This window comes from Streptomyces sp. NPDC043996, from assembly GCF_056435225.1.
On record NZ_JBWKEY010000005.1, the window covers coordinates 490,981 to 515,590 of the forward strand.

The 24,610-nt window shown below is 71.3% G+C and carries 25 protein-coding genes; 15 read left to right on the top strand and 10 right to left on the bottom strand.

Features of this window, described 5'->3' with window-relative positions:
* Nucleotides 1-210: 210 nt before the first annotated feature.
* Nucleotides 211-873, bottom strand: a complete 663-nt coding sequence (locus AC07A4_RS16220; protein WP_478598451.1) for a DNA-binding response regulator — start codon at nucleotides 871-873, stop codon at nucleotides 211-213.
* 76 nt (nucleotides 874-949) lie between these two features.
* Here AC07A4_RS16220 and AC07A4_RS16225 point away from each other — a divergent pair, with 76 nt between their 5' ends.
* Nucleotides 950-1,900, top strand: a complete 951-nt coding sequence (locus AC07A4_RS16225) for an aldo/keto reductase (protein WP_478598454.1) — start codon at nucleotides 950-952, stop codon at nucleotides 1,898-1,900.
* Between the two features lie 7 nt (nucleotides 1,901-1,907).
* On the opposite strand, the gene AC07A4_RS16230 is transcribed toward AC07A4_RS16225, so the two are convergent.
* Nucleotides 1,908-2,354: an acyl-CoA thioesterase gene (locus AC07A4_RS16230; RefSeq protein WP_478598456.1), complete on the bottom strand. Its 447-nt coding sequence runs from the start codon at nucleotides 2,352-2,354 to the stop codon at nucleotides 1,908-1,910.
* Between the two features lie 394 nt (nucleotides 2,355-2,748).
* Between AC07A4_RS16230 and AC07A4_RS16235 the strand changes: the two genes are divergently transcribed.
* The 8 genes from AC07A4_RS16235 to AC07A4_RS16270 all read left to right on the top strand — a co-directional run bounded on the left by AC07A4_RS16235 (nucleotide 2,749) and on the right by AC07A4_RS16270 (nucleotide 11,866).
* Entirely contained in the window at nucleotides 2,749-3,036 is a 288-nt protein-coding gene (locus AC07A4_RS16235) for a hypothetical protein (RefSeq protein ID WP_478598459.1), read from the top strand.
* 149 nt (nucleotides 3,037-3,185) lie between these two features.
* Nucleotides 3,186-3,419: a hypothetical protein gene (locus AC07A4_RS16240; protein ID WP_478598461.1), complete on the top strand. Its 234-nt coding sequence runs from the start codon at nucleotides 3,186-3,188 to the stop codon at nucleotides 3,417-3,419.
* A gap of 34 nt (nucleotides 3,420-3,453) precedes the next feature.
* Nucleotides 3,454-3,912: a hypothetical protein gene (locus AC07A4_RS16245; protein WP_478598463.1), complete on the top strand. Its 459-nt coding sequence runs from the start codon at nucleotides 3,454-3,456 to the stop codon at nucleotides 3,910-3,912.
* A 92-nt stretch (nucleotides 3,913-4,004) separates the two neighbouring features.
* Complete coding sequence (locus AC07A4_RS16250) at nucleotides 4,005-4,646, top strand: hypothetical protein (protein WP_478598465.1); 642 nt, start codon at nucleotides 4,005-4,007, stop codon at nucleotides 4,644-4,646.
* 623 nt (nucleotides 4,647-5,269) lie between these two features.
* Nucleotides 5,270-5,722: a hypothetical protein gene (locus tag AC07A4_RS16255; protein ID WP_478598467.1), complete on the top strand. Its 453-nt coding sequence runs from the start codon at nucleotides 5,270-5,272 to the stop codon at nucleotides 5,720-5,722.
* Nucleotides 5,723-5,751: 29 nt separating this feature from the next.
* Nucleotides 5,752-6,639 (top strand): hypothetical protein, encoded by an 888-nt coding sequence (locus AC07A4_RS16260; RefSeq protein WP_478598469.1) that lies wholly within the window; start codon nucleotides 5,752-5,754, stop codon nucleotides 6,637-6,639.
* Between the two features lie 287 nt (nucleotides 6,640-6,926).
* Nucleotides 6,927-11,360 (top strand): golvesin C-terminal-like domain-containing protein, encoded by a 4,434-nt coding sequence (locus AC07A4_RS16265; RefSeq protein WP_478598471.1) that lies wholly within the window; start codon nucleotides 6,927-6,929, stop codon nucleotides 11,358-11,360.
* A gap of 119 nt (nucleotides 11,361-11,479) precedes the next feature.
* On the top strand, nucleotides 11,480-11,866 hold the full coding sequence (locus AC07A4_RS16270) for a hypothetical protein (RefSeq protein WP_478598473.1): 387 nt from the start codon (nucleotides 11,480-11,482) through the stop codon (nucleotides 11,864-11,866).
* Nucleotides 11,867-11,872: 6 nt separating this feature from the next.
* On the opposite strand, the gene AC07A4_RS16275 is transcribed toward AC07A4_RS16270, so the two are convergent.
* The 4 genes from AC07A4_RS16275 to AC07A4_RS16290 form a co-directional block, all read right to left on the bottom strand.
* A complete protein-coding gene (locus tag AC07A4_RS16275; protein ID WP_478598475.1) occupies nucleotides 11,873-12,466 on the bottom strand; it encodes a histidine phosphatase family protein in 594 nt (197 codons plus the stop codon).
* 108 nt (nucleotides 12,467-12,574) lie between these two features.
* The gene (locus AC07A4_RS16280) at nucleotides 12,575-13,792 is read right to left on the bottom strand and encodes an FAD-dependent monooxygenase (protein WP_478598952.1); all 1,218 of its coding nucleotides are present in this window, start codon (nucleotides 13,790-13,792) and stop codon (nucleotides 12,575-12,577) included.
* A 48-nt stretch (nucleotides 13,793-13,840) separates the two neighbouring features.
* Entirely contained in the window at nucleotides 13,841-14,452 is a 612-nt protein-coding gene (locus tag AC07A4_RS16285; protein ID WP_478598477.1) for a cysteine peptidase family C39 domain-containing protein, read from the bottom strand.
* A 48-nt stretch (nucleotides 14,453-14,500) separates the two neighbouring features.
* Nucleotides 14,501-15,712 carry a pyridoxal phosphate-dependent aminotransferase gene (locus AC07A4_RS16290; protein ID WP_478598480.1) on the bottom strand — a complete coding sequence of 404 codons (1,212 nt, stop codon included), beginning with the start codon at nucleotides 15,710-15,712 and terminating at the stop codon, nucleotides 14,501-14,503.
* 84 nt (nucleotides 15,713-15,796) lie between these two features.
* On the opposite strand from AC07A4_RS16290, the gene AC07A4_RS16295 reads away from it, so the two are divergent.
* Nucleotides 15,797-16,432 (top strand): winged helix-turn-helix transcriptional regulator, encoded by a 636-nt coding sequence (locus AC07A4_RS16295; RefSeq protein ID WP_478598482.1) that lies wholly within the window; start codon nucleotides 15,797-15,799, stop codon nucleotides 16,430-16,432.
* Between the two features lie 154 nt (nucleotides 16,433-16,586).
* Here AC07A4_RS16295 and AC07A4_RS16300 read toward each other — a convergent pair whose 3' ends face one another.
* Both AC07A4_RS16300 and AC07A4_RS16305 read right to left on the bottom strand, forming a co-directional pair.
* Nucleotides 16,587-16,796, bottom strand: coding sequence for a DUF397 domain-containing protein (locus AC07A4_RS16300; RefSeq protein WP_478598484.1), 210 nt, complete (start codon nucleotides 16,794-16,796; stop codon nucleotides 16,587-16,589).
* The gene (locus AC07A4_RS16305) at nucleotides 16,793-17,629 is read right to left on the bottom strand and encodes a helix-turn-helix domain-containing protein (protein WP_478598486.1); all 837 of its coding nucleotides are present in this window, start codon (nucleotides 17,627-17,629) and stop codon (nucleotides 16,793-16,795) included. The genes AC07A4_RS16300 and AC07A4_RS16305 overlap by 4 nt, the downstream gene beginning before the upstream one ends.
* A 730-nt stretch (nucleotides 17,630-18,359) precedes the next feature.
* Here AC07A4_RS16305 and AC07A4_RS16310 point away from each other — a divergent pair.
* From AC07A4_RS16310 to AC07A4_RS16325, 4 genes are all read left to right on the top strand, one after another.
* Nucleotides 18,360-18,494, top strand: a complete 135-nt coding sequence (locus tag AC07A4_RS16310) for an albusnodin family lasso peptide (protein ID WP_478598489.1) — start codon at nucleotides 18,360-18,362, stop codon at nucleotides 18,492-18,494.
* A 78-nt stretch (nucleotides 18,495-18,572) separates the two neighbouring features.
* Nucleotides 18,573-20,276, top strand: a complete 1,704-nt coding sequence (locus AC07A4_RS16315; RefSeq protein ID WP_478598492.1) for an albusnodin/ikarugamycin family macrolactam cyclase — start codon at nucleotides 18,573-18,575, stop codon at nucleotides 20,274-20,276.
* A 44-nt stretch (nucleotides 20,277-20,320) separates the two neighbouring features.
* Nucleotides 20,321-20,896, top strand: coding sequence for a lasso peptide biosynthesis B2 protein (locus tag AC07A4_RS16320; RefSeq protein WP_478598495.1), 576 nt, complete (start codon nucleotides 20,321-20,323; stop codon nucleotides 20,894-20,896).
* Nucleotides 20,893-21,489 carry a GNAT family N-acetyltransferase gene (locus AC07A4_RS16325; RefSeq protein WP_478598498.1) on the top strand — a complete coding sequence of 199 codons (597 nt, stop codon included), beginning with the start codon at nucleotides 20,893-20,895 and terminating at the stop codon, nucleotides 21,487-21,489. The genes AC07A4_RS16320 and AC07A4_RS16325 overlap by 4 nt, the downstream gene beginning before the upstream one ends.
* A 66-nt stretch (nucleotides 21,490-21,555) precedes the next feature.
* Here the strand turns inward: AC07A4_RS16325 and AC07A4_RS16330 are convergent, their stop codons facing one another.
* A complete protein-coding gene (locus tag AC07A4_RS16330) occupies nucleotides 21,556-22,314 on the bottom strand; it encodes a hypothetical protein (RefSeq protein ID WP_478598500.1) in 759 nt (252 codons plus the stop codon).
* Nucleotides 22,314-23,612, bottom strand: a complete 1,299-nt coding sequence (locus AC07A4_RS16335; protein ID WP_478598503.1) for a VWA domain-containing protein — start codon at nucleotides 23,610-23,612, stop codon at nucleotides 22,314-22,316. Before AC07A4_RS16335 ends, AC07A4_RS16330 begins: the two co-directional genes overlap by 1 nt.
* Nucleotides 23,613-23,682: 70 nt before the next feature.
* On the opposite strand from AC07A4_RS16335, the gene AC07A4_RS16340 reads away from it, so the two are divergent.
* Nucleotides 23,683-24,567 carry a HipA family kinase gene (locus AC07A4_RS16340; RefSeq protein WP_478598506.1) on the top strand — a complete coding sequence of 295 codons (885 nt, stop codon included), beginning with the start codon at nucleotides 23,683-23,685 and terminating at the stop codon, nucleotides 24,565-24,567.
* The last annotated feature ends 43 nt before the right edge of the window (nucleotides 24,568-24,610 follow it).

The window sequence follows — 24,610 nt, forward strand, 5'->3', positions numbered from 1 at the left end:
AGGCCGGAGTGGGGCGAGGGGTTGAGGGGCCGGACGGTGAGCGGCACCAGGCACACCCACCGGTATGCCGCGCACGGGCCCCGCCCGACGACGACCGGAACACCCCCGATGTCCCGCACCTTCAAGCCCGCCCCGGGAGTTAAAGCCCGTCCGGCGCTTGAGGACGAGGCGCGAAGCGCCAATGCACCCCCACGTCACGGGGCCCGAGGCCTACGGCACCCGCACCCGCGTCCCCGCCTGGAACCGCGAGGTCGCCCCCACCTCCGCCAGCAGCTCCGCGACCCGCCGCCGGTACGTCCGCAGGGACATGCCGAGCCGCCTGGCCCCGGCCTCGTCGGTGAGCCCGTCGCTCAGAGCCCGCAGGACGAGACGCGCTTCCTCGTCCAGGACCGGCGCCCCCGCCGCCAGCGCGCTGCCCAGCGGCTCGGCGGCCTCCCAGGTCGCGTACAGCAGGGACCACACGCCCTCAACGACCTCCGGCACCCGCACGACCGTGTACGTGCGCGGCCCCCGGGACTCGGACCCGGCGAGGACAGCGACGCGCCGGTCGATGACGATGGCCTCGCGGGCGAGCGGGGCGCTCGAAATGCGCACGTCGGCACCGGACGCGGCGATCGCGGCGAGCCGCCGCTCGGAGTACGCGTCGCCGAGGGCCCGGCGGGTGTACACCTTGCGCATGGCGAGGCCGTCGCACGGCTGGGGCTTCAGCGGCGGGCGCTTGCCGTCGGCGAAGACGGCGTTCACACCGCCGGACCAGGTGACGAGGTCGGCGGCCCCGCACAGGAACTCCTCGCGCGCGGAGGCGAACAGGTCCCCGGCGCGCAGCACCAGCTCCCGCTCCCCGCGCAGTGTGACGATCGCGTCACCGTCCATGCCCTCGCCCCCGCCCTGGATGGCAACAACCTGCCACCTCACTCATCCGGACCCGCACCGACCCCAAGATGACCCCATGCCAACCTCAACCCCAAACCCAACCCCAAACCCAACCCCCAACCCGACCCCGTACGAGAACACGCCCGCCCCCGAGAAGTCCACGCGACCGCTGCCACCCGCCGCTGCGGCCGGACGGTGGTCCATCGGCGGCGACCGGCCCGTACACCGCATGGGCTTCGGCGCCATGCGGCTGCCCGGCCGCACCTGGGAGGGCCCGGCGGGCGACCCGGAGACCGCCGTCGCGGTCCTTCGCCGGGCCGTGGAGCTGGGCGTGAACCACATCGACACGGCAGCCTTCTACTTCTTCGAGGACCTCGCCGCCAACGACCTGATCCGCGCGGCCCTCCACCCGTACGCCGACGACCTGGTGATCGCCACCAAGGTCGGCCCCGACCGCGACCCCGGCCACAACTGGCTGGACGCCGCGGGCCCGGCGAAGCTCAAGGCCGACGTCCACCGCAACCTGCGCCAGCTGGGCCGCGACCACCTGGACCTGGTCTACCTGCGCTTCCTGAGCGCGGACGGCCCCGGCGGCGGCCGCTTCGAGGCCCTCGCCGAACTCCGCGAACAGGGGCTCATCCGCCACCTCGGCGTCAGCAACGCCAGCGCCGCGCAGCTCGCCGAGGCCCGCGCCATCGCGCCCGTGGCCGCCGTGCAGAACAGGTACAGCCCGGTGTCCCGGGACGCGGACGCCGACGCCATGCTCGACCTGTGCACCCGCGAGAGCATTGCCTTCGTACCGTTCTTCCCTCTGGGCGGCGCGGGCGCCCCGCACCTGGCGGCACTCGACCGCGTGGCGGCACGACACGAGGCGACGGCCGCCCAAGTGTCCCTGGCCTGGTCCCTCTCCCTCTCCCCGGCGGTCCTGGCCATCCCCGGCACCTCCTCCCTCGTACACCTAGAGGAAAACATCGCAGCCGCAGCACTACACCTAGACACAGCCGACCTGAAGTCCCTGTCGACCTAGCCCCGCCCTAAAGCCCGAGCACCCGCGCGTCCGAGGCCAGCGCCCGGAAGTACCCCTTCGGATCGTCGACCATGCGCCGCTCCCTCAGATCGAGCAGCCCCGCCACCCCCGAAAGCGTCGCGGCGACGGTGCCGTCCGGCTTGGTGAAGACCTGCTCCACCGAGAACACCTTCCGCTCTCCCCAGACGAACCGGCACGACACACTCACCTCGTCCCCCGCCCGCAACTCACTCCGATACCGCAGCGTGTTCTCCAACGCGACCGGCCCGACCCCCTTAGCGATCAAATCGGCCTGCCGAATCCCCGCGGCCTGCAACATCGACCACCGAGCGTGCTCCGCGTACTGGAGGTACACGGCCTGGTTCAAATGCCCCTGGGAGTCGGTCTCGTACCCCCGAACGGAAATCCCCACGACGTAGGCCTCCGGCCCGGAGCCAGTCTCCTGCTGCGACACGGTTGTCCCTCTTCTATACGGTTCTGCCCGATCCACCCCGACCCGCCCGCACCCATTCCCGGCCACGGCACACGTCTGCTGAACCTTCAACTGCCCCTTGCCTCCCAACATTCCAGCCAGGGGCGCCGTCTCCTTCACGGACGGATGCGACCGTGCTGGATGTGGTGCGAACCGTCCTGGAGCCGACGAAGCGCGTTGCCGTCTGCCGTGCGCAAGAGCGGCCACACCTACCCGCCGACATGCGTGCAGAGGCCATCGTGATCGACATGACCGGTGACGCACTGGAGGCGGCCGCCCTGGGCGGTCATGGGCCCGATGCCTCGGGAGGCGCACGTACGATGCGTCCGAGTGAGCGGTCATCGGCCACCTGAGGAGGTGGAAGAGGTGGGGAGACATGCAGATCTACCGGGAGAACCGGCTGCACGAGCGCGTTTCGGAGGCCGTAGGCGACGACGCCGAGGAAAGCTTCATGGCGGCGTGCCGGGCGGCGCCGGAAGGCACGGTCATGAGCGGTGTGCAGAGCTGTGGTGACACGATGCTGAATGAGCGCCAGCTGGAGTGGTTCGTGGGGGAACTGGACTGGCTGCCCGAGGAGTCGAAGACGGAGGCCGTCCGCCGCGTGGTGGAGATGGCGAGGCAAGCACTGTCCAGGGGCGGCTATCTGTATGTCTCCGGGGACTAGGAAAGCCTTCCGTGTTGCCTGCGCTCCGTGGGCCTGAACAACAACCTCGTGGAAAGGCGCCTCGCATGCCTCTCGTCGTGTACGTGGAAGACCGGAACCGCAGGCGCATGGCCAGCACACACGAAGACCGGAAGGGGACATTCCTGTCCTTGTGCGAGGCAGCGCCGGAGGGCAGCGTGCTGGGCTTCGTGCAGCGTCACGGGGACACCATGCTGAACGAGCTCCAGCTGGAGCGGTTCGTGGCGGAGCTGGAACGGCTCCCCGAAGAGAAGAAGAACAGCACGGTGCGCAAGCTGCTCGCGGCGGCCCAGTTCGCCATCGCCTCTCACGGTTACCTGTACTTCGTGGGGGAGCCTGGGGGCGAGGTGCGCTCCGAGAGCTAGCGGGTTCGTGCGGCCATCGCCGAGGAAGGGGTCCATGTCCGAGTTTGGGTTTGTTCGTGCGTCTGAAGAGGTTCTCGCTGTTCGGAACGCGCTGGCCGCGCGGACGGTCCAGGCGCTCCGGCATGCTGGTCTTCCCGCCTTCCGCGAGGGGGAGGCCGGTACGGAAGACTGGTCGGGGGCGGCGGTCCACGTCGAACCGGACAGTGAGACGGCCTCGGCTGCCGTATCGGTGGTGTGGAGATGTGACCCCGAGGTCGTCCAGGCGGCTGTCGACAGTCTCGCCGCTGAGAATCTTGAGACGCCGGTCGTCCGGTATCCCGGGGTGGTGGGTCTCCACATGCAGAATCCGTTGATTCAGATCCTGTTGACGTCGGGGATCATCGCGACACCGGACAACGACGACATGAACCCTGAGCGCGTATTGGTCTTCGGGACCATGTCCGACCTGCCGCCCGCGCTGAGGCCCACGTTCGTTCCGCCGGTAAGCGGCTGAGGCCGCGGTATCAGGGATCCCCCGACTGGGGCTGCGTGAAGGCGGGTCTCCGCGGCCGGGCCGTTGTCAGTGGGGTGCGGGAGCATCGAGGTATGGCTAAGCCTGTGAACGCCGTGCAGCGGCGGATCATTGCTGGGGCGGACCCGGTGACGGGGCGGCTGCGGGGGAGCGAGGCGCAGCTTGCGGGGCTCGCGCGGTTGCGGCTTGCCTTTCGGCATCCGCGGCCGCCGCACGCGTACTTCCTGACGCCCGCCGGGCACCGTGTCCGCGAGGAGCCGGTGGGCGCTGTCCCCGAGGCGGCGCCGGTGGAGGCGCGCCCGGGGGTGTTCGTCGCGCGCACCGGAACGGAGCAGGACCCGCCCGGCGCCGACGACGGGCCCGCGCGGGCGCGGGACGTGCGCGGGGCCTGGCTCGGCATCGTCGAGATGCGGCGGATGACGAACGCGGACGGTGACCGCGAGACACCGTGCGCCTGGGAGCGGGCGCACCGCGTGCGGGCCGTGGCGATAGCCCTGGAGGCGGCGGGCCGGGTGCCCGCCGGCCCCGGGCGGGCGGGCTATCGCGTGACGGACACGGCGCAGCCGGACGCGGTGGAGGTGCGGGAGGAGTCAGCGGACGGCGTCCGGGCTTGTGGGGCCGCCCTCGAGCGGGCGGGGTGGCTCGTCAGCGAGCACGGGGACGCGCGCGCGGGGCGGGGGTGGCGGTATCTGCTGGCGTCGCCCCGGCGCCGCTAGTCGCCCCAGGGCGCGCCTCAACGCTGGCTCGCGATTTGCTTTCGCCAGTGGTGGGGGAGGTGAGGGTGCGGGCGAGTGTCGTGCCCACTCGCGCCGTGACGGTGTGTGCGGGGGTTGGAGTGGAAGCGCCTGGGGTGCGCCGTGTTGGCGGGTGGGGTGTGGTGCGCTCTTGTGAAGGGCGGGGGTGGGTGTGCGGCGTCGAGGGGCGCGTCTCCGGTCGCTGGTTCTCGCGGTCCCGCCGCCCTCACCCGGAGGAAATGGCACCTCGTGGCGCTGGTGCGCCCTCCGTTCGGTTCCAGCCAACTCGGCGCCACTCGCCTCCCCGTACGCACTTCCTTCACTCGACCCGACGGTATGTGCAGCCTTGCGGCGGCAAGGGAGGGGCGGGGTGGTGGGCGGGGGCGTCGGTCGGTGCCCCTCGGCGGCTCGGTGTCGCTATTGAGCCAAGTCGGGCGTCCGGCCTGTTGTCGGTGTCCCGCCATGCCTAGGGTGATCGTTGCACTCGTTTCTACTGCAAATGTTGAGCGTGTGCGGACCACTGGCTTTGGGGGAAGGACGGGGACAGCGTTATGGGCAGGGAAACGAGAACACGGGGACGGGCGCGGAGGCTGGGGAAGGGCCTCGTGGTGGCGTCGGGCCTCGCGGCCGTCGTCATCGGGGTCGGCGGCCCCACCGCCGTCGCCCTCGACACGGACAATCTCTACAGTCCGCAGGCGTGCAAGAGCCCCTCACGCTCCAAGTTCAAGCTTCATCTGTGGTACGAGCGCGGCCAGAACGGCGTCTACCGGAACATCGGTCACAGCGTAAGCAACTTCAGCGACGTGCCGGACGGGGTCGTGGGGGTCACGTCCGCGCTGCGCTTCTGCCCCCAGGGGGCGAGCAACCCCTGGCCGGGCTCCAACAAGAAGATCAAGAACAACGCCGCGTCGGGTGAGAACGAGCACTACAAGTACAAGGCCCGCATCTACTACAACGCCGGATACCGGGGCGCCCAGGACGTGATGAACCCGTACCAGTCCATCGCCTGGTTCCGGAACGTCTACAAGAACAACGCGTCGTTCAAGTGGAGCCGCTAGTGCGTACGGTGCGCGGGGGGAAGAAGAACATGAGACTGGCAGCGAAGGCGATCGTCCCGGCCGCGGTCCTCGCGGTCGCCGCGGCGGCGGGCGGCGTGTACGTCACGATGGATGACGGTGCGTCAGGAGGGGGTCGTGAGACGGCGGGAGCGCGCGGCGGCGCCGCCCTGGGGCAGGTCGCCCGGGCCCACGTCGGCAACCCGGACGACCCGGCGACCTGGCGCCTGCCCGTCGAGTCGTACATGCCGACCAAGAACCAGATCAGCGTGGTCACCACGTCCCGGGACGAACTGATCGACCAGTGCATGAGCGCCGCCGGGTTCGACGCCTGGAAGCCCGCCCCCGACCTGCCCGAGCTCGGCGGGAAGACCCTGACCGACTGGCGCTACGGCCTCCACGACGGGGAACTCGCAGCCGAGCGTGGCTATCACCCCGCCAAGGGTGAACAAGAGGCGTACGACAAGGCGATGGAGGCCGGGGCCGTCGACGAGTCGGACGCCGACGAGGCCGTCCTGAAGGGCTGCGTGCAGAAGGTCGACGGGCAGGTGCCCGACGCGGTGTCGCCCGACATCGTCCAGCAGATCAGCGGTGAGTCCTTCGAGAAGTCCAAGGAGGCTCCCGAGGTCGCCGACGTGTTCGCGAAGTGGTCGTCCTGCATGAAGGCGAAGGGCTACGACTACAAGCAGCCGCTGGACGCCAGTGACGACCCCGCCTTCGGCGACCCGGAGAAGGTGACGCCCGAGGAGATCGCCACGGCGAAGGCGGACGTCGCCTGCCGCGACGAGTACGACGTCGAACGGACCTGGTTCGACGCCGAGTCGAAGATCCAGCGCACCGCCATCGCGGAGCACCTGAAGGAGTTCAACGACGCCGCCAAGGCGACGAAGGACGCGGTCGCCAAGGCCAAGGCGGTCTGAGGCACCGCCGTACCCGCGGCGCACCGCACCGCACCGCGCCGCACCGCGAGCCCGCGCGGGCGGGGGAGGGGAACCCCCGCCCGCGCGACGACGGCGGGGAGACCCCCGCCGCGAGATGCCCGGCACCGGCCGCCGTTGGACCTTCGGCCGCCGTGGCCGGGCATTTCCGTGTCTCGACACCTTCCGTGTCCCGGCACTTTCTGTGTCTCAAGCCCCCGGACCGCCCCACAGGGCACCGCGGGGCCGGTCCGTGCTGCCCGCACGGCGCACCACCACGAGGAGATGACGTGAGAATCGGCAGGAGAGCACGGGCCCCGCTGGCGGCGATCGCCGCCGGGGCTGTGCTGGGGGGAATGCTGCAGAGCGCGGCCTGGGCCGACGACCCGCCCAACGCGCCGGTCGGCAAGAAGCCCTCGGTGGGGAAACCGGCCGAGGAGCGGCCCGACGAGGTGCCGCCGGGCGACCGGAAGTCCCTGCTGGGCGGCGACTACAAGAAGTCCGGGGACCGTGTCTGGACGACGACGAGCGACGCCAACGGCTTCCACCTCCTGACGGCCCGTGAGAAGGAGGGCTACGCCTGGAAGACCACGGCGTCGCTGTCCGAGCCGGGCTTCGACACGGACGCCTGGATCGGCAACGCCTGCGTGACCGGCTCCGGGAAGCGCGCCGTGGTGGTGTACGCGCCGCGCACGTTCACCAACAAGCCCCACCTCATGGCCCGGGGCGCGTTCGCCGCCGTCGTCCAGCTGGACACGGGGCAGGTGAAGAAGCTTCCGCTCCAGGTCTCGCTCTCGTACTACAACCCGGGCTGCGGCGTCGGCGAGAGCGCCGTCCTCACCCAGTCCGGCGGCGAGGACAAGCCGGCCACCCGCCTCACCCGGCTGAACACCGTGACGGGCAAGCTGTCCAAGCCCGTGGAGACCAAGGGGCAGGTGACGTCCGCCGTCGTCGCCAAGGACGGCTCGCTCGTGGCCGCCGCGGGCGCCCAGGTGGTCCGCGTCCGGCGTGACGGCGGCACGACTCCGCTGGTGCGCACGGACGCCGTACCGTACCGGCTGACCCCCGACGCTGACGGCGGCGTGGTCTTCCTGGACCGGCAGCGGGCACACGGGAGCAGCGCCGGTACGGCCGCCACGACCCGGGTCAAGCGCATCACCGCCGGTCAGGTCGGTACCGCCCGCCCGGCGAAGGCCAGGGCGAAGGTCCTCGCCACGGGCCCGCTGACCGACACCGGGCTCACCCGCGGCGCCGGAACCGTCTACGTGACGGGCAAGGCCAAGAAGGCCCCGGGCGCACAACTACCGCGTACCGTGGAGAAGTTGGCTGGGGTACCCAAGGACGCCCTCGTCTCCACCCGCGGCGAGGCGGTCCTCACCGAGACCGCGTGGACCGACGGGCAGGGCGCCCTGATCCACCCCGAGGCGGCGGACGGCACCCGCCCCGTGAACGTCAAGCTCACCGCGCTGGACAGCGGCGAGAAGGCCACGTTCACCGTGGCCCCCGGCGAGCGGCGCGCCTTCTTCAGCGCCCAGGGCAGGGAACGCACTCCGGCGCTGCCCGGCGGCAAGCCGCGTGACGGCAAGGCCGCGAAGCGCTTCGCGCAGCCGTCCGGGAAGGCGGCGAAGGGCGCGGGCTTCCGGGCCGCCGCCTCCGACCGCAATGAGATCGTGGAGTCGGAGCGCGTCTGCTCGGTGCCCCGCAACGACCCGCGCAACCAGGCGACGCAGCCCAAGCCGCGCCAGGTCGAATGGGCCGTCAACCAGGCCATCCGCGGCAACCTCGACAAGCACGTCAAGCGCGCGGCGAACTGGAAGAACCTGGGCATGCCCGCCTACGCGCCCCAGACGCTCTTCCCCAAGCCGACACTGGAGGGCGGCGGCGGTGTGCCCGCGCAGGTGATGCTCGGCGTCACCGCGCAGGAGTCCAACATGTGGCAGGCCAACCGCTCCGTGGTGCCCGGAGTCACCGGCAACCCGCTGATCGGCAACTACTACGGCATCGACTACTACGACGGCAAGCCGGACAACGACTGGGACGTGAACTGGAACGAGCCCGACTGCGGCTACGGCATCACCCAGGTCACCGACCACATGCGCCTCGCGGGCCGCGAGAACGGCAAGGGCGGCAAGGCCTGGCCGTACGAGAAGCAGCGGGCGGTCGCCCTGGACTACACCGCCAACATCGCCGCGGGCCTGCAGATCCTGGCGTCCAAGTGGAACGACACCAGGAAGGGGGGACTCAAGGTCAACGACGGCGACCCGGCGAAGCTGGAGAACTGGACCTTCGCGCTGTGGGCGTACAACGCCGGATTCCACCCGAACAAGAACGACGGCAAGCCGTGGGGCGTGGGCTGGGCCAACAACCCCGCCAACCCCGAGTGGGACGCCGGCCGCGACCCCTTCATGGAGAACAGCGACGGCGTCGAGGACGCCTCGGACGCCGCGCACCCGCAGGACTGGCCCTACCAGGAGAAGGTCCTCGGCTTCGCCGCGCACCCGCCCGCGTACCTGGAGTCTCCCGGCAAGGTGGTGCCCGCGTTCCTCGCGGCGTGGTGGAACGGAACGGAGGGCGGTGCCAAGGTCGAGGGCTCGGCCAAGTACCACCGCGCCAAGGTCAAGCCGCCGGAGGACACGTTCTGCACCTCCGCCAACGACTGCGACCCGGGCAAGATCGGTGACGGGGCGGAGAACGAGGACGGCGCGGGCCCCTGCAAGCGCGGCGACTTCAAGTGCTGGTGGAGCAAGTCGGTGAAGTGGAAGGACAAGTGCGACTACTCCTGCGGCAACGACTTCACCCGCTTCCCCGTCGACTGGGCGGAGGAGCCCGACGGCACCGCCTACCCGCCCAACTGCACCACCACCGGGCTGCCCGCCAACGCCCTGGTCGTCGATGACGTGCCCGCGGGCACACCGCCGGTCAGAGCGGGGTGCGCCATGGCCCCGCTGGACAACGACGGAAGCTTCAGCCTCGACTTCGGCGCGGGCGAGGCGGGCCTCGGGCACGACGGGACGACCATCGTTCCCGTGTGGCCCGCCAAGGTCGACCTCCACCAGCTCGGCGCGGGCTTCGGCGGCCACTTCTACTTCGGCCACACCCGCCAGAACGACCAGAAGGGCAACCGGCTCAAGTTCACCGGCACCTGGAAGTTCACCAAGGACGTGAAGGGCCCCGCGAAGGTCATGGTGCACCTGCCCGACCACGGCGCCCACACCGCGTACGCGAAGTACGAGATCGAGACGGCCAAGGGCACCCGCACCCGGATCATCGACCAGAGGAACACGGGCGGCGGCGGCAAGAACCGCTGGGTGACCCTCGGCGCCTTCATGTTCGACGGCCCGCCCAAGGTCAAGCTGAGCACCACCACCCGTGACGGCACCGGCGACGAGGACATCGCCTTCGACGCGGTCGCCGTGGCCCCCATCAAGGGCAAGTACGCCGAGCACACGGTGGACGCGGTGGGTCTCTTCGACGAGAACCAGGACCTGAACGGCGACGAGAAGAGTTCGTGGATCGTCAGCTCGCCCTTCGAGTCGCGGCAGAAGCTGTACGACTGGGGGCACAAGCTCGCCTCGGACGCCGTCGACCTCAAGACCTGCGAGGGCACGCAACTGGACGCGGGCTGCCTGGCCCCCAAGACCAAGGCCGCCATGCAGCGGTGGAAGGACGAGATCGAACGCTCGGGCACCGATCCGGTCAACCACCCCGACGGCAGTAGCCTCGCCCGCTGGATCGGGTTCGCCAACAGCTACAAGGACCGGCCCACCAGCGCGTCCAAGCCCGCGTTCTTCGACACCGACGACGGCCGCTACAAGATCCGCTCCAAGGCGCAGGTGTCCTTCGTCGTGGGCGAGAACGGGAAGATCGTCGACGGCAGCGAGGCCGTCGAGTACGACAACCGCACGGGCGACACCCATCTGCCGAAGTACCTGATGGAGTTCTTCACCGCGCTGCACCAGGACTACGGCATCGAACCGCCGGACCTGTCGTACACGGCGAAGGACATGAACGAGCACGACGGCCGCGACACCAGGGTCGACCCCAACAAGACCGGCGTCATGCCGGGCCGCGCCTACGCCTACGCGGGCCGGGCGGCGCAGCTCACCGACAACGGCACCTGTGTCGCCGCGCTCTACACCTCGGGCGGGTCCATCGGCTACCGGCCCATGCTCGGTGCCGGGTCCACGTCGAAGGCCGTGGACCGCTGGCAGCAGCGGGTCTACGACGACAAGCGGCTCTCCACCTGGGTCGTGAAGATCGCCACGGAACAGTTCCAGGCCCTGTTCAACACGGGCGGCGCGACCGGGCCGCTCACGGGGTCCATCTTCGGCCAGGCCCCGCCCATCTGGCAGGAGTTGAACTTCAAGGCCTGCGCCGACGGCACGGTCAAGAAGCGCGGCGACAGCCCCGTGCTGCGCTCCAGCCACATGCCCAGCCAGTACCTGTACCACAACGGCAAGGCCATGGACCTGGACGGCGCTGCCCGCGACTCGAAGGAGCCCGTGACCAGGGGCGAGTTCGTGCAGTTCAGCCGGGCTCCGTCGCCCGGGGGCAACCCTCCGTGGGACGGCTGGGCCAACCCCTTCGGCCAGTGCACCCCCGACAGCGGCCACACGGGCAACCCGTGGGCCATCAGCCCTCCGTCCGACCCTGGGACGAACCCCAAGAAGGCGCGCTTCTGCGCCGACAAGGACCTGGAAGGGAGTCCCGAACACAGTAGCTAGCCTGGTGCGACACCCGCTCGCCCGGCGGGGGTTGACCGACCCCCGCCGGGCGAGCGGATACGTCGTGACCGCACGGAACGCGCGGGGCCCACCCGCCGCTCACTCGCTGGAGGACACACATGCCGGGCATCATCGCGGCGCTGGGCCTGGTCGGGCTCATCGTCGCCGTGGCGGGCCAGGGCGCTTGGCCCAAGCTGGGCGGAGCCGTCGCGGGCAGCGTCTTCGTCGCCCTGCTGCTCGTGCCGCTCGCCAGCGTGTACGCGCTCGCCCTCGCGGTGCCCTTCATCGGCGTGGCGCTGGGCCTGCTGCCCCCGTTCGACCGGGAAACGGACCCGAGGGCCCACGTCCGCTGGCTGGTCGGCGTGCTGCTCGCCGCGGCGGGCCTCACCCTCTGGTTCAGCGCGCGGGACCCGGAGTCGGCCGTCATCACCGCCATCCTCTTCGGCCCCGGGGCCTGCGCCGCGGCCGCCCGGCTCATCCACTTCGTCAGCAGCCGCGACGACTGAGCCCCCCTAGGGCCGCACGTTCCACGTAGCCACCACCGGCCGCCCATGCTCATAGCTGAGCCTGCTCACCGTGCCCGTGGCCAGCTGGAAGTGCGCGCCCGCCGACGGGGCGAAGCCCAGGCGGCGGGCCGTCAGGACGCGCAGGAAGTGGGCGTGGGCGACGAGCAGGACACTGCCCTCGGTGTTGGCGAGCGCCGCGTCGACCTTGGCGAGGACGCGGTCGGCGCGCTCGCCGACCTGCTCGGGCGTCTCACCGGGGTGCTCCGGCGGGCCGGGGGCCACGCCGTCCGTGAACAGGAACCAGTCGGGGCGGGTGTGGTGGATCTCCACCGTCGTGACGCCCTCGTACGCGCCGTAGTCCCACTCGGCGAGATCCTCGTCCACGCGCGCGTCGGCGAAGCCCGCGAGGTCCGCCGTCTCCCGCGCCCGCGCGCGAGGGCTGGTGAAGGCCGCGTCCACGCGGTACTTGCCGAGCAGCGGCGCGAGCGAACGCGCCTGCGCGCGGCCGTTGTCCGTGAGGGGGATCTCCGTCCAGCTGGTGTGCTGGCCGGACAGCGCCCACGCGGTCTCCCCGTGCCGTACGAGCAGAAGGTCACCCATGGCGGATACGTCCTCTCGGTGCGTGGCACCCTCGGTGGCGGCCGATTCCAAGATCGGCCACCACCGAGGGTGCCACGCCGGTCCTGACCGCGGGACACCCGCCCGCCGTCAGCGCCGCCGCAGCTCACGCCCCCCGAACGCGCCCGCGCCGTCGGCCTGTTTCCACCACGCCTCGAGGCCCGCCTGGTCCAGGGCGTGCCAGTCGGGGGTCTCTTGGACGAACGCCCGGCCTAGGCGTCTGCCCAGGTCGACCATGGTGCGGCCGACGACGGTGCGGTCCGTGTCATAGGTCTCCAGGGCGTCGGGCCAGGTGACGGCCGTGGTGATGGCGGCCTCCAGGACCGTCGCGTCCTGCAGGGCCTTGACCGCGCCGCCACCGGTGTGCGGGCGCGCCACCGTCGCCGCGTCGCCCGCGAGCAGCACGCGGCCCTGGGCGTAGTGGGGCGCCGTGAAGTCGTACATCGGCTGGAGGGACAGCTCCGCCGGTGCGGTGGCGTGGACCACCGCGCCCCAGTAGGGCGGAAGGAGCACGTCGGCCACGTACGCCAGGTGCGCGCTCAGGGTGTCCGTCAGGCCGCCCGGCGGCAGGCTGCGCGGGTGGGCGAAGCCGAGGTCCGCGGCCACGTCCCGGGGCGGCGCGGTGTACAGGACCCAGTTCACGCGGTGGCCGCCCGCGCCGTCCGGGATGCGGTACAGGATGATGTGCCCGCCCTCGAAGACGGCGTACACGCAGTCCTCGTCGGCCCACAGCTCCGGGTGCGGCAGGCGCGCGGCGGGATAGGCGCCCCGCCAGGCGAGATAGCCCGCGTACGTCGCGCCGACGCCGGGGAAGGCGGCCTCGCGGACCACGGAGCGGTAGCCGTCCGCGCCGACGACGACGTCGAACCGCTCGGTGCCCCCGTCGGCCTCCACCACCGCACCGCCCGGACAGGGGCGCACCCCCGTGACGGCCGTGTCGGTGCGGAACGTCACCGACTCGGGCACCCGGCGCCGCAACTCCCCCCACAACGGACCCCAGTTGTAGGTGCGGAACGGGAACGGCATCACGGCGATCTCATGCCCGAGCGGCCCCGGCGCCGCCTCGTCGCGCACGTACCACCGGCGCCTGACGAGCTGCACCCACGGCATGTCCGCGTCCAGATAGCCGGCCGACTCCAGCTCCGTGTAACGGGAGTTGTGGACGGCGAGCCCGACGCCCCGGTCCTCTAGGCGGCCCGCCGCGCGCTCGTACACGGTGATCTCGTCCGCGCCGCCCCGGTGCGCGGCCAGCGCCGCCGCGCACCCCGCGACGCTGCCGCCGACGACGGCGACCCTGCCTGAATGCATCATCGCGCCATCCTGACAGGGCGGATGACGTCCTGTCATGACCGACCGTCAGCGCAAGGACACACCGCGTCCGGCGAAGAACGGCTCGAACCGCGCGCGGGGGAGCGAGGCCGTGCGCGTGGGCGCGTCGATCCCCGACGGGTTGTGGAAGTGCAGGCCCCCGTCCGCCGTGCGCGCCGTGACGAGCACCAGATGCCCGCCCCGCCCGGGCGCGGGCCGCTCGGGGCGGCGGATCTCGTAGTGCACGGACGCGATCACCGTGCGCCCGGCGTCGACGAGGCCGCCGATCTCGTCGAGCGTGAGGTGGCGGTGCACGGTGGCCTCGCGGCCGAGCTCCTCGCGGACGTATTCGGCGAGCGGCGCGTAGATCAGGCCCCGGATGGTGCCGTCGTCCGCGTCCTCGGTGTACGCGCCATACTTCAGGGCGCCGTCGCGCAGCTCGAACAGCGACGGCGCGTCAGGGCCGAGGGCCATCCGCAGACAGGTCAGCCCGCACAGGTGGCCGCACCAGCGCGCGTAGTCCTCGACGGTGGCCGCGCCCGAGGTGCGCCAGGCGGGGTCGTCGGCCCGGTCGTGGCCCTCGTACACGATCTTCCCGACGAGCTCGGGCGAGGCGAACTGGGTCAGGGACGGGACCTGGCAGGTGGGACAGACCGGCACGGGCGCGCTCCTTGTCGTCGCGGCGGTGGGCTCCTGGGCGGCCGCGGGCTACTGGCGATAGCCGCTCAGGAAGCGGCCGATGCGGCTGATCGCCGCGTCCAGATCGTCAGCGTACGGGAGGGTGAGGACCCGGAAGTGGTCGGGGCGCGGCCAGTTGAAGCCGGTGCCCTGGACCACCTGGATCTTCTCCTGGAGCAGCAGGTCCAGGACGAACTTCTCATCGTCGTGGATGGCGTGCACCTTGGGGTCGAGGCGCGCGAACGCGTACAGCGCCCCCTTCGGCTTCACGCAGCTGACCCCGGGGATCTCGTTGAGCTTCCGCCAGGCGCGGTCGCGCTGCTCGTGCAGGCGGCCGCCGGGGGCGGTGAGCTCCCGGATGGACTGGCGGCCGCCGAGCGCGGCCTGGATCGCGTACTGGGCGGGGGCGTTGGCGCACAGCCGCATGGAGGCCAGCATCGTCAGGCCCTCCAGGTAGTTCCGCGCGTGCTGCTTGGGTCCCGTCACCACCAGCCAGCCGGAGCGGAAGCCCGCCACGCGGTACGTCTTGGACAGGCCGCAGAAGGTCAGGACCACCAGGTCGGGGGCGAGCGCGGCGACGCTGTGGTGCACCGCGTCGTCGTACAGGATCTGGTCGTAGATCTCGTCGGCGAACACCATCAGACCGTGGCGGCGGGCGAGGTCGAGCATGCCCTGGAGGACCTCGCGCGGATAGACCGCGCCCGTGGGGTTGTTCGGGTTGATGATGACGAGCGCCTTGGTGCGGTCGGTGATCTTCGCGGCGATGTCGTCGAGGTCGGGGTACCAGTCGGCCTGCTCGTCGCACAGGTAGTGCACGGCCTTGCCGCCGGACAGGGTGGTCACGGCCGTCCACAGGGGGAAGTCCGGGGCGGGGATGAGGACTTCGTCGCCGTCCTCCAAGAGGGCCTGTACGGCCATGGTGACCAGCTCGGACACGCCGTTGCCGAGGAAGACGTCGTCCACGGAGAGGTCGTCGATGCCCAGGTCCTGGTAGCGCTGCACCACCGCGCGCCGGGCCGAGAGGACGCCGCGCGAGTCCGTGTACCCGTGCGCCTGCGGCAGCATCCGGATCATGTCCTGGACGATCTCCTCGGGCGCCTCGAAGCCGAAGGCCGCCGGGTTGCCCGTGTTCAGGCGCAGCACGCTGTGGCCCGCCTCCTCCAGGGCGTTGGCGTGCTCGATGACCGGGCCCCGGATCTCGTAACAGACCTCGCTGAGCTTGCTGGACTGCCGGAACTCCATGCGGTGTGCCTCCCGTGGCGTGCGATACTTGGTTTTACCAAGCGGGAGCTTGGAAAGTCCAACACATTGTCTAGACTGCGACGCATGCCACCTCGACCCCGCCGCGGCTACGACCAGTTCTGTGCCGCCGCCCGCGCCCTGGACGCCGTCGGCGACCGCTGGACCCTGCTGATCGTCCGCGAACTGCTCCTCGGGCCGCGCCGCTACACCGATCTGCACGCCGACCTGCCGGGCGTCAGCACCGATGTGCTCGCCTCGCGCCTGAAGGACATGGAGCAGTCGGGCCTCACCACCCGCCGCAAGCTCCCGCCGCCCGCCGCCGCGTACGTCTACGAACTCACCGAGCGCGGCCGGGACTTGCTCCCCGCCCTGCGGGCACTCGCCGCCTGGGGCGCCCCCGGCCTCGCCGAGCGCCGTCCCACCGACGCGGTGCGCGCCCACTGGTTCGCGCTGCCGCTCCTCGACGCGGTCGCCCTGGAGGCCGGGGTGCTCGAAGTGCGCCTGGAGGAAGGCGAGTTCCATGTGCGGGTGGGGGAGGACGGGGGCGTCTCGTACGGGGACGGGCCCGCGCCCTCGGTGCCCGATGCCCGGATGTCGCTGGACGCGGGGACTGCCGTCAGCGTGGCGCGGGGGGTGTTGGGCGTCGCCGACGGGGTGCGGGGCGGGCGGATCGTCGTGAGCGGGGACGGGGCGCTGGCCAAGGCGTTGCGGGCGGGGTGACCTCGCGGTGCGCCCCAGGCCCACCCCTTCCCGCTTCCGGGTGCGGCTGCCCCCGTTCCCCCGCTCACAGACATTGGCGCTCCGCGCCTCGTCCTCAAACGCCGGACGGGCTGGAACCTGCCGGTTTCAGCCCGTCCGGCGTCTCGACGAGTGGTCAGGTGTTGTCGAACCAACCTGCCTTGACGCCCGACACGAACGAAGAGTAAGCGTCGGCCGGGAAGTTCAGGGCCGGGCCGTTCGGGCGCTTGGAGTCACGGACGGGGACGATACCGCTCGTGACGACAAGGTTGGCGGCAACCTCAACGCAGTCGCCACCGTTGTTGCTGTACGAAGACTTGAACCAGCGAGGGGATTCGGTCGTCACGATGTGCCCTTTCGTACCTGCTCGATCATGGCCACAGATGCCGCCTGCGACAGCGATTCGGCCTGTAGCTGATGGTAGGCCGTCAACATGGGCTCCACGGACGCACTCTCTCGGTCTAGATTGCCCTGCGCCTGGGACTCGGCGTAGCAGAGCACGGATCGATCCGGCAGCGTCAGGAGGTTAACGGGCAGGTCAAACGTGCGACGCTCACCGACGTCGTACGGCACCACCTGCAAGAGCGTGTTCGGCAACTCGGCGAACTCGACCAGACGCGCTAGCTGGGCGTCCATGACGGCCGCCCCACCGACGGTACGGCGGATACAGCTTTCGTCCATGGCCACGAACATCATGGGAGGGCGGGGGCGGACCAGAGCGGCCTGGCGCTCTGCCAGGAACGTCACGCGATCATCGGCCTGTTCGGGCGTGATGGCACCCCGCCGCACGGCACTGTCGGCCAGGACCCGCGCGTACTGCGGTGTCTGCAACAGGCCAGGGATGATGCCGATGTTGTACAGCCGGAGTTCCACGGCCCGAGCCTCGTACTTGACGTACTCCGGGAACCCCTCCAAGAGGCCACCTTGGCGAATCTGACGGTACTCACGTTCGAACGCATCGGCGGAGCCTTCAAGCCCGAACGTCCGGTCCGCGCTACGCGAGAAGCGGAGAGTTGGAGGCTTCCGACCAGTTTCGACCGCCGAAATATGCACACTGGAATACCCCAGGCGATCGGCAAGATCATCTTGAGTCCAGCCGTGCGTCTCCCGCAGGCTGCGGAGGCGCGCTCCATACGCCGCTTGGGGCGAAGCGTCGGGGTTCAATTCCTTGCGATTCAAGGGCCGTTCGCCAACCTTTCGTTCTCATTCGACAGCTTGAATGGTTCCCAGGCGTGGGCCACGCTGACCTCCCCGGTAGTGATAGCACTACGGAGAGGAGCGGACGTGTCTAGCGGCGAGTTCACTGACGGTCAGCACGGCTCCCCGCACGGCCCCGGTGTGGCTTCGGATGACGCGGCGACGACGGCGAGCCCCCACGCGCCCACCACCCGCCGCGAGTATCAGGCTGAAGCGGTCGGTACGGGGCCCGCGGGGCACAGAGGCGGTGAGTCGGTGCGCGTCGTGCTCGGCTCCCTCAAGACCCCGTATCTCGGCATCGTGATGCGTTGGGTGGGCGCGCAAGCGCACCGCATCGCCGACGGCCTTGACCCCGCACCTGGGGTCTGGTGGCTTGAGCGGAAGCCGAAGGCTGTTCGAGCGCTGCCCCTACCGGAGTCGGCTCCTGACGTGCCCACAGAGCTGCGGGCATGGTGCGCGGACCAGGCGAGACGCCAAGAGGCGCACGAACGGCTTCGTGCCGGGTGGCCGTTCATGCTCAGTGCCGCCGACCACACGGGTGTCTACACGGTGTGGGTCGTGCCGGTGGACGTGCCCGCAGACGAGCCGCACGACGAACCCCCGATACGGGCACCCGAGTATCCCCCACGCAAGTACAGCGCCACCGCGAGGACAGACGGCCCCTCTCTCAGCGGAGTCCATATCCACCTCGCACGCGAAAGGAAAAGGACACATGGACCAGGAGCACATCACGAACACGTCCGAAGAGTTGGACGTTCCGCCGGTCATCATTCTGGGCGACGCTGCCGCGCTGACACGAGGCGGTGAGAGCACGGGAGTCGAGTCGAAGCAGACGCCGTACGACTAGGCGAACCCTAGGGCGGCCCCCGCGGGAGAGATCCCAACGGGGGCCGCCCCCTATGGCAGCGGCGGGAGAGGTGACGAGATGGAAGAAAACAAAGCGCGCTGGTACGGCGGAAGTTCACCCGGCAGCCGACCCACCGCAATGCCCGTGGGCGCACGTCTGCTCTGGCACGACCCGGCGTTATGGGTCTGCGGGGACTGGCAGCCCGAACACGTACGGACCGTGGAACTCGGCAGCGCGCGAATCGCCGTGTTCGGCCCGTGCTCGGCCACCGAACGCGACTTGGCCCGTGCTCTGTCTGCTCCCCAGGTTGCGACGGTCGCACGGTCGTGGGCAGGCTCGCACACCGTAGTTCGGCTGACCGGGCCGGGTCGCGTGGAAGTCCTCGCGGACGCCGGGGCAGCCTCGCCCCTCTACACGGTCGGCACCCCGGACGGAACGGTATGGGGGTCCAGCTCCCTCGCGCTGGCCCCGCTCGTCGGCGGGCGCGTCGATACCGGGTGGCTCGCCGCGTTCCTCCACGACAAGCGCAGCCCCGCAACGGGGCGTAGCGCATGGGCAGGGGTCGCACCGGTTCCCGCCGGGCATCTGCTGACGCTCGACGCCGAGGGCGGACCGTCGTTCACCCGCTGGTGGTCGCCGAGACGGCGCACACCACAGGATGCTTCGGCCGCGCTTCGGCGCGCGCTCGGGGATGGGGTCCGGGTGCGGGTCGAGGGAGTGTCCGCAACCACCGATCTGGCGGGCCTGGACTCAACGACCGTGACGTTGCTCGCGGCGCGGTACGGGCCGGTCACGGGTGTGACCGCGCATCCGGCGGGCGTCACCAGCGGCGGGGACCTGCGGTACGCGCAAGGCCTGACCGTCCCGGCTCTGACCCGAGCGCCGTTCCCGCTCGACGTCCGGCACCTGCCGTTCGCGGCCGCCGACGTGCCGATGCCCGTGACGGACGAACCGGCTCCGTCCTCGGCGGTGTGGTCGATGTTCTCGGACCAGCTCGGCACGATGGCCGCCGCGGGCTCCGCCTGTCACCTGACCGGGGACGGAGGAGACAACCTGTTCTTGTCCACCCCTGGGCACCTGGCGAGCCTCGCCCGCAGCGGGAACTGGGTCCGGCTGCTCGGGGATGCCCGGGACTGGGCCCGGCTGCGTCGTCAAAGCCCCCGCCCGTTGATCGCTGCCGCGCTGCGGGGAAACGCCGCCCGCGTCGGCCGGTCGGAGTCCGGACGTCCCGGATGGCTCACGGCGCCGGTGCCGAGGGCGAGCGTTCCCACGGGCCCCGATGTGGACACGGCGTTGGTCGCCGGGCTGCGCACGGTGGCGCGGTCGGCGTACTCAGACATCCAGCTCGCTGACGCGCTTGGGCTCACGCTGCACAATCCGTACTTTGACGGGGCGGTCCTGGACGCGGTGGTCTCGGCTCCTATCGAACAGCGGTACTCGGCTCGGCGGTACAAGCCGATGCTCGCCGACACGTTCGCCGATCTGCTGCCCGACGCGCACCGCGGACGAGCCGCCAAGGGGTTGATGGTCGGCGACTTCCACCTAGGGCTACGCAGGAACCGGCGGCGCGTACTCGGCCTCGCGGACGGGCGTTTGGCGGCGCTCGGGCTCATCAACCCCGTGCCGTTGCGAGCGGCGATTCACGCGACTGCCCTCGGCGCGGAGACGGTGTGGCCCCCACTGCTGTCCGCCCTCGCCGCCGAGGTGTGGCTAGAGGCAGTCGAGCACGCGCCCGGGACCGCATGGACGCGGACCGCACCGACCCCGGCGGGTGCACGGTGAGCAGAACCAACACCGTGGTCGCCCGTGCCTCTCACGCATCCGTTGTGATCGACTACGACACGGGCACGACCGAGCTGCGCCCCACGTCCGACGCGGTAACCGCCATGGGCGCGACCGTCGTCGACCTCCCGGAAACCGCTCTGACGTGGGGAACCGTGGAACGATCCGCCACCCGGCCCGAGTCGGCTCCGGTCCCGGTGCGGTGGCGTGTCGTCGCCGCACCGGCTGTCCTCGCCACCGCCGCCGCGCGGGCCACCGGTCGTCGCCGGAACCGGTTCGCTCGGCTCGTCCGCCTCGCGTGTTCAGGGCGCGATTTGCCCCCAGCCACGGCCTCACAGACTCGCTACGCTGTCCGCGCCGTTCGCTGGGCCGCACAGCTCTTGCCGATGCGCTGGGCATGCCTGGAGGACTCGACGGCTGCCGCACTCGTGCTGACGGTCGCTCGACGTCGCGCCGAGTGGCGACACGGGGTGGCCCTCGATCCCGTACGGCTGCACGCCTGGATAGCCGACGCGCGCGGCGAACCGGTCGAGGAACCCGCGGAGACCGCGCTGTATGCGCCCACCTACACCCCAGACGGGCCCGGAGCGGCACGGGCCACCAGGAAGGTTCGACCATGAGTGACCCGCACATCCTGTTGACCGGCGAAGCGCTCGCCCTCGCCATGCCCCGCGCGGACATGCTGCCCGAATACCACGCGTGGGAGAACGACCCCGTGACCATCCACGGGTACGGGAACCAGTGGGCGCAAGCCTGGGAGAGCCGCGCCGCCGGGTACGAGCGTCAGCGCGGCAACGACCGGTTCCAGCAGTTCGAGGTAGTCCGGCTGGACGACCGCACGCCCGTGGGCATGACGATTCTGGAAGTCAACCCCATCGCGCGCACCGCCGAGTTCGTCATGGTCCTCGCCCCCGCCGAACGCGGGAAGGGGCACGCCGCTGAAGCGGCACGCCTGACGCTGGACTGGGCGTTCCACCTTGCCCACCTGCGCGTGGTCTGGCTCAAGGTCCTTGAGCCCAACAAGGCCGGAGCCCGCGCGTACGAGAAGGCGGGGTTCCGTCCCGCCGGTCGGCTCCGCCGGTCGGGGTTCTGGCTCGGCGCACCCGTAGACGAGCTGATCATGGATGCCGTACCCGAGGACTTCCCCGGAACGTCCGCCGTGGCCGCCTCTCTCGGCGGCCGCGGAAGCCAAGCCCGAGGCGTCCGCCGCTGAGGCGGAGAAGCCCCGTTCCGGCGAGGTCCGGACGGGGCTTCCGCATGTCAACGCCAGGGGCTGCCCTCAGGCGACGCCGGACGGGCTCGGCGTGCTCCCCCTGCCGTTTCCGCGTGTCAGGGTGTAGCCGCCGACGCCCGCCAGTGCCGCCAGGACGCCGCCCGCGCCGGTCCAGACCCAGCGGTCCGTCCACCAGCCGGAGGACCAGCCGTCCTCGGGCTCGGCGGGAGAGGGGCGGGTGCCCGGTACCAGCGGCTCGCCCAGGGTGCCGTCCACCGCCGCCGCGCCGCCGATGTCCTTCGACGTGGCCTCGACCTCGGCGGTGACCGGCTGGCCCAGGTCGGCGGTGCGCAGGCCGGTCGCCGTCAGGCGCACGTAGTACGTGCCCGGCAGCGGATCGTTGGACCACGGCTCCGCCCAGGCGCGGACCGTGCGCAGGGTGCAGGCCAGCTCGACCGATGCGCTCGCGGCCGCGCGCGCCTGCATGCCGTACATGCAGGACTGGCGGCGCCGCAGGCCGTCGTACACGTCGATCCGCCACTTGGCGTCGGACGCCCCCGCGGCGGACTCGGGCAGCTTCACGGTCGCCTTGACCGTGGGCCGCTGGCCGGAGTCCGCGGGGAAGGACCAGTACAGGTAGTCACCGGTCGAGGCGCTCGCCGTGGCCCGGTGACCCTGCTCGATCTCCGTCGCCGTACGGAAGGACGTGCCCGCGTCCCGGCGCTCCTTCCCGTCGTCACCGGAGGCCGCGAACGCCGGTCCTGAGGTGAGCAGCGCGCTGAGGCCGAGCAGCCCGACAGCCGCCAACAGACGTTTCGTACGCATCAGTTCGTCCTCCAGACAGCGACGCGCCAGCGCGAGAGCCAGCCCCACAGCACACCGCCCACGAACCCGGTGAGCACCAGGGCGCCGAGCAGCCACCAGCCGCGGCCGAGGCCGAAGGCCGCCGCGTCGGAGGAGTCGTCGGGCGCGTCCACGACGTCGACGGCCAGTTCGAGGGGCAGGCCGGGCTTGCCCTTGGCGGCGGAACCGGCGGCACCGGCGGCGGGCGCGTAGGAGTGGGACACCTGGAGGCAGACGGTCTCCTTCTCGTCGGCGTCGTCGGCGTCGTCGTCCCGCTCGGGCTTCGGGTAGCGCAGCCCGGTGGAGATGACATCGGTGCGGCCGTCGCCCGCCTCCGAGCCACGCACGATCTCGCGGTCGTGCTTCGTGACGGCCCGCATGAGCACGCCGTAGTCGTTGTTCACGGCCCGGTCGGCGCCGACGCTCACCGAGGCGCGCAGCTCCTGGCCCGGGGCCACGTCCACGCGGTACCAGCGGTGCGCGCCGAACGCGGCGCGGTCCGTGTACAGGCCGGGCTTCAGCTGAGGCGCGGCCGAGCAGCGGTCGGCGCCGTCCACGGCCACGGGGTTGACGACCGGATCGGCCGCGCGGTCCACCAGCTGGCCCACCCGGTCGGCGAGTTCGTCGGTGTGCCGGATGGAGGTGTACGTACCGCCGGTGGCCTCGGCGACGCAGCTCAGCTGCGCGCGCATCTTGGCGTTCGGGACCAGGCCGAGGGTGTCGACGGTGAGGTTGATGCCCTTGGCCGCGATCTCCCGGGCCACCTCGCACGGGTCGAGCGGCTGGCAGGTGTCCTCGCCGTCGCTGATGAGGACGATGCGGCGCGAGCCCTCGCCGCCCTTCAGGTCGTCGGCGGCCTTCAGCAGGGCCGGGCCGATCGGCGTCCAGCCGGTGGGCGAGAGCGTGGCCACCGCCGCCTTGGCGTCGCGGCGGTCAAGGGGGCCCACCGGATAGAGCTGCTCGGTGTCCTTGCAGCCGGTCTTGCGGTCGTCGCCGCGGTAGTTGGCGCCCAGGGTGCGGATGCCGAGCTCGACGTCCTCGGGGGTGGCGTCGAGCACCTCGTTGAACGCCTGCTTCGCCGCGGCCATCCGGCTCTTGCCGTCGATGTCGCGGGCCCGCATCGAGCCGCTCACGTCGAGGAGCAGCTCGACCTTGGGCTTCGCCCCGCCCTCGGTGTCGTCCGGTGCGTCGGCCGCGTGCGCGACCGTGGGCGAAAGCCCCGTGCTCAGGGTCGCGACCAGGGCACAGAGCCCCGCCGCGAGCCGTTTTCTGGTGATCATCAGCGGATCCTATGGATCAAGGTCCGCTCGCTCCAAAAAACCCGTTGCGGCACCCGGTTAGGGTGGCGGTGTGCTGCGAGAAGTGACGGCTGTCCGATATCTGGAACCCCTGCGGGCGGGCGGCTCCGTGCCCGGAGTCGTCGAGGCCGACGACCTCGGGACGTACGTCCTGAAGTTCACCGGCTCCGCGCAGGGCCGCAAGGCCCTCGTCGCCGAGGTCGTCGTCGGCGAACTGGCCCGCCGCCTCGGCCTGCGCGTGCCCGACCTGGTCCTCGCCCACTTCGACCCGGCCGTCGCCGCCGACGAGCCGCACCAGGAGGTCCAGGACCTGCTGCGCCGCAGCGCGGGCCTCAACCTGGGCATGGACTACCTGCCGGGCGCGCGCGACTTCGGTCCGGACACCGACCTCGACGTGGACCCCGTGGAGGCGGGCGAGGTGGTCTGGCTCGACGCGCTCACCGCCAACGTCGACCGCACCGTGCACAGCTCGAACCTGATGGTCTGGCCGACGTTCGGGGTCCGCCCGCCGCGCCTGTGGCTGATCGACCACGGCGCGGCGCTCGTCTTCCACCACCGCTGGGACGCCTCGTCGGTCCTCGCCACCGCCGAGAAGGCGTACGACTTCCGCCAGCACGCCCTCGGCCGCTACGGCCCCGACACGAAGGCGGCGGACACCCGGCTCGCACCGCTGGTGACGGCGGACCTGCTGCGCGAGATCACCGCCGAGGTCCCCGACGCCTGGCTGACCGACGAGCCCGGCTTCGCGGGCCCCGACGCGCTGCGCGAGGCCTACGTCACCCACCTCACGGCGCGCGCCCGCGCCTCCGCCGCCTGGCTCCCCACGGACTTCCCCTCCCGGGACCAGCTCGCCACCGAGGACGCCCAGCGCGCCCGGGCCACGGAGGCGGGCCGCCCCGCCTGGCTGAAGAGGGTCCCCAACTTGCACGGCAAGTAGACACATAGGCCGAGCCGAAGCGCCCCGAAGGGGCGCGGGGCTG